Raw genomic sequence first — 3803 nt, 5'->3', positions numbered from 1 at the left:
TCCGGTGCGTGCGATCGCAAGGCGGAGGATCGTCGTTGTCGATGGCCCGGCCGTACTTGGGCGACTCCGACAACGCAGCGAGCGTGCGTGCCGGGCGTCGCGGGCCAGGCGGGACTTTCGAAACACGCCCTAGGACAGGCCCGACAGGACCCGGGACACATCCGGTAACCCGAAAAGGCGACGCCGAGCAGCCACGGGGGGAGCTGCCCGGCGTCGGTCTGTCGCTCCGACGGGGGATGCGGAGCGCCTACAAAGTATGTCACGGGCAATGGGGTGCCCGGCACCGGAACTTCACGATTGATCTGAGCTTTCCTTGAGCTTTGCGGACCGCCCGGGATCAGCTCTCCCGCGCCTCGCGGCCCGTCTGCTCGGCTCCGGATTCCGCCACCAGAGGTCCCGAGGGCGGCGCGATCATCGGCGGCGCCGGCGCGGTCACAAAGGTCGTGGGCAGCGAAGGAGCGTTCTCCCGGCCCGCGTTGGCGATCACCACGGCGACATAGGGCAGCAGCGTACCGATGACGAGCGTCACGATCGCCACCGGCCGTTCCACGTTCCACAGGGCCACAGTGGCGACCACCGCGAGCGTCCGTACGGACATCGAGATCACATAGCGGCGCTGCCGGCCGCGCACATCCTCGGCGAGCCCCTGCCGGGCTCCCGTGATCCGGAAGACCTCGGTCCCGCTCCGCTTCCGCATCACGTTCCACCACCCGATTCTGTGCCGGACTCGCCCGGACCGGATCGTCAACCACGGTACGCCGGAGCTCCCGCCGCCACGAGAGCGGGTCACCCTCCATCCTGACCGATGGTTCTGGTCGCGCCACGTACGGCGCCGTCCGACGTGCGCCGTATGGGCGACCGGCACAGACTGGGCCCACACGCGCGGACCGCGCCGCACCGGGAGGCGACGATGAACTGGTTGTGGGCGATCATTGTGGGGCTGGTGCTGGGTCTGATCGCCAGAGCGGTCATCCCGGGCAAGCAGCACATCCCCATCTGGCTGACGGCCCTGTGCGGCATCCTCGGCGGCATGCTGGGCAACGGGGCCGCCGGCTGGCTGGGCGTCGCCGAGACCAGAGGCATCGACTGGACGCGCCATGTGCTCCAGCTCATCGGGGCGATTCTGGTGGTCTTCGTGGCCGATCTGGCCTGGAACACACTGCGGGGCAGACGTGCCAGAGGCGCCCGACAGCGCATGTGAAGCGTGCGAGGCGCGGGAACGGGCCGGTCCGAGGCCTACGAGATGTCTCGCGCGCCCCGGACCCGGCCCGTTCCCGGATCAGCCCATTCAGGTCAGTCAGTCGGTCAGCACGGGCGTGACCTCGACCGCCGCCAGGTTTTTCTTGCCACGGCGCAGCACCAGCCAGCGGCCGTGCAGCAGCTCCTCGTGGCCCGGTACGGAGTCCGCGTCGGTGACCTTGGTGTTGTTCACGTAGGCCCCGCCCTCCTTGACCGTGCGCCGCGCCGCCGACTTGCTCGGCGCGAGGCCGGTCTCGGCGAGCAGATCCGCCACCGGGCCCAGCTCGGCGACCTCGGCGCGCGGCACCTCCGAGAGCGCCGCGCTCAGCGTCGCCTTGTCCAGCTCCGCCAGCTCTCCCTGGCCGAACAGCGCCCGGGAGGCCGCGACGACCGCCGCGCACTGCTCCGCGCCATGGACGAGCGTCGTCAGCTCCTCCGCCAGCGCCCGCTGGGCCGCACGGGCCTGCGGACGCTCCTCGGTGCTCCGCTCCAGCTCCTCCAACTCCTCACGGCTCCTGAAGCTGAGGATGCGGCTGTACGAGGAGATGTCACGGTCGTCCACATTCAGCCAGAACTGGTAGAACGCGTACGGCGTGGTCATCTCCGGATCCAGCCAGACCGCGCCGCTCTCCGACTTGCCGAACTTGGTCCCGTCCGCCTTGGTCATCAGCGGTGTGGCCAGCGCGTGCACGGTGGCACCCGGCTCCAGCCGGTGGATCAGATCGAGACCGGCGGTGAGATTGCCCCACTGGTCGCTGCCGCCCTGCTGGAGAACACAGCCGTACCGCCGGTACAGCTCCAGGAAGTCCATGCTCTGGAGGAGCTGGTAGCTGAACTCGGTGTAGCTGATGCCCTCGTCCGACTCCAGCCTGCGGGCGATGGACTCCTTGGTGAGCATCTTGTTGACCCGGAAGTGCTTGCCGACGTCCCGCAGGAACTCGATCGCGGACAGGCCCGCGGTCCAGTCCAGATTGTTGACCACGGTCGCCGCGTTCGGGCCCTCGAAGGAGAGGAACGGCTCGATCTGGGCCCGCAGCCGCCGCACCCAGCCCGCGACCGTCTCCGGATCGTTCAGCGTCCGCTCGGCCGTCGGCCGCGGGTCGCCGATCTGGCCGGTGGCGCCGCCCACCAGCGCCAGCGGCCGGTGTCCGGCCTGCTGGAGCCGGCGTACGGTCAGCACCTGCACGAGATGTCCCACGTGCAGACTCGGTGCGGTGGGATCGAAGCCGCAATAGAACGTCACGGGACCGTCCGCGAGCGCCTTGCGCAAAGCGTTCTCGTCAGTGGACAGGGCGAACAGCCCGCGCCACTTCAGCTCGTCGACGATATCCGTCACGGTCGTGTCTCTCCTCGGATGGTCACATGGTTGACCACCAGTCTATGGGCGTCGTCCAGGCGCCAAACGCGCGATGGGCGCCGGCCGCACGGCCGCCGCTACACGCCCTGGCTGACCGAGCTCATATTGAAGTCGGGAATCCGCAGCGGAGGCATCGCGGCCCTGGTGAACCAGTCACCCCACTCACGCGGCAGCGTCTTCTCCGTGCGTCCGGCCTCGGCGGCGCGCGAGAGGAGATCGACGGGCGACTCGTTGAACCGGAAGTTGTTCACCTCGCCGACGACCTCGCCGTTCTCCACCAGATACACACCGTCCCTGGTCAGCCCGGTGAGCAGCAGCGTCGCCGGATCGACCTCACGGATGTACCAGAGGCAGGTCAGCAGCAGACCGCGCGCGGTGGCGGAGACCATCTCCTCCAGCGACCGGTCGCCGCCGCCCTCCAGCATCAGATTGCCGGCGCCCGGCGCGACCGGGAGCCCGGTCAGGGCGGCGGTGTGCCGGGTCGTGATCAGATGGGCCAGCTCGCCCTCCCGTACCCAGTCCGTGGCGGTCAGCGGCAGACCGTTGTCGAACACGGACGTGTCGTCGCCGGAGGAGTGCGCGATCACGAACGGCGCGGACTCCAGACCGGGCTCGTTCGGATCGGTACGGAGTGTGAGCGGCAGCTCCGAGAGCTTCTCGCCGACACGGGTGCCGCCGCCGGGACGGGAGAAGACCGTACGGCCCTCCGCCGCGTCGCGGGCGGACGAGGACCAGAGGTTGTAGATCAGCAGATCGGCCACGGCGGTCGACGGCAGCAGCGTCTCGTACCGTCCGGCGGGCAGATCGATCTTGCGTTCGGCCCAGGCCAGCCGCTGGGCCAGCTCGGTGTCGAGGACCGCCGGGTCCACGTCCTTGAAGTCGCGGGTGGCCCGGCCCGCCCAGGCCGAGCGGGTGCGGTCGGGCGACTTGGCGTTCAGCTCCAGCGTGCCGTTGGGCTGGTCGTGGCGGAGCCGTACACCCGTGGACGTACCGAGATACGTCGAGGTCAGCTCGTGGTTGGCGAAACCGTACAGCTCACGGCCGCCGGCCCGGGCACGCGCGAAGGACTCGCCGAGCGCCGGCGCGAAGTCCGCGTAGACGGCGGAGGTCGTCTCGGCGGGCGCGTCCGTGAAGTCTCCCGACGGCGGACCGGCCTGGTCCGGGCCGACCAGCGGCTGGGCGTCCTCGGCGGGACCGGCGCCGCGCG

Annotated in this window: 4 protein-coding genes; 1 reads left to right on the top strand and 3 read right to left on the bottom strand. The window is 69.9% G+C overall.

Translation table 11 applies throughout. From position 1 onward, the window contains the following. Positions 1-337 precede the first annotated feature (337 nt). Positions 338-697 carry a DUF3099 domain-containing protein gene (locus tag GA0115259_RS37065; RefSeq protein WP_093604912.1) on the bottom strand — a complete coding sequence of 120 codons (360 nt, stop codon included), beginning with the start codon at positions 695-697 and terminating at the stop codon, positions 338-340. A 213-nt stretch (positions 698-910) separates the two neighbouring features. Between GA0115259_RS37065 and GA0115259_RS37060 the strand changes: the two genes are divergently transcribed. After that, a complete protein-coding gene (locus tag GA0115259_RS37060) occupies positions 911-1201 on the top strand; it encodes a GlsB/YeaQ/YmgE family stress response membrane protein (protein WP_093604914.1) in 291 nt (96 codons plus the stop codon). A 96-nt stretch (positions 1202-1297) separates the two neighbouring features. Here GA0115259_RS37060 and tyrS read toward each other — a convergent pair whose 3' ends face one another. Beyond that, positions 1298-2575 (bottom strand): tyrosine--tRNA ligase, encoded by a 1278-nt coding sequence (gene tyrS / locus GA0115259_RS37055; protein ID WP_093604910.1) that lies wholly within the window; start codon positions 2573-2575, stop codon positions 1298-1300. A 98-nt stretch (positions 2576-2673) separates the two neighbouring features. Continuing rightward, on the bottom strand, positions 2674-3803 hold a 1130-nt coding region (locus GA0115259_RS37050), incomplete at its 5' end, for a metallopeptidase TldD-related protein (RefSeq protein WP_093604908.1).

Source organism: Streptomyces sp. MnatMP-M17 (genome assembly GCF_900091995.1).
Taxonomy (GTDB): domain Bacteria; phylum Actinomycetota; class Actinomycetes; order Streptomycetales; family Streptomycetaceae; genus Streptomyces.
Note: the sequence above shows the minus strand (reverse complement) of the source record. Positions and strands in the feature narration are given on the sequence as shown.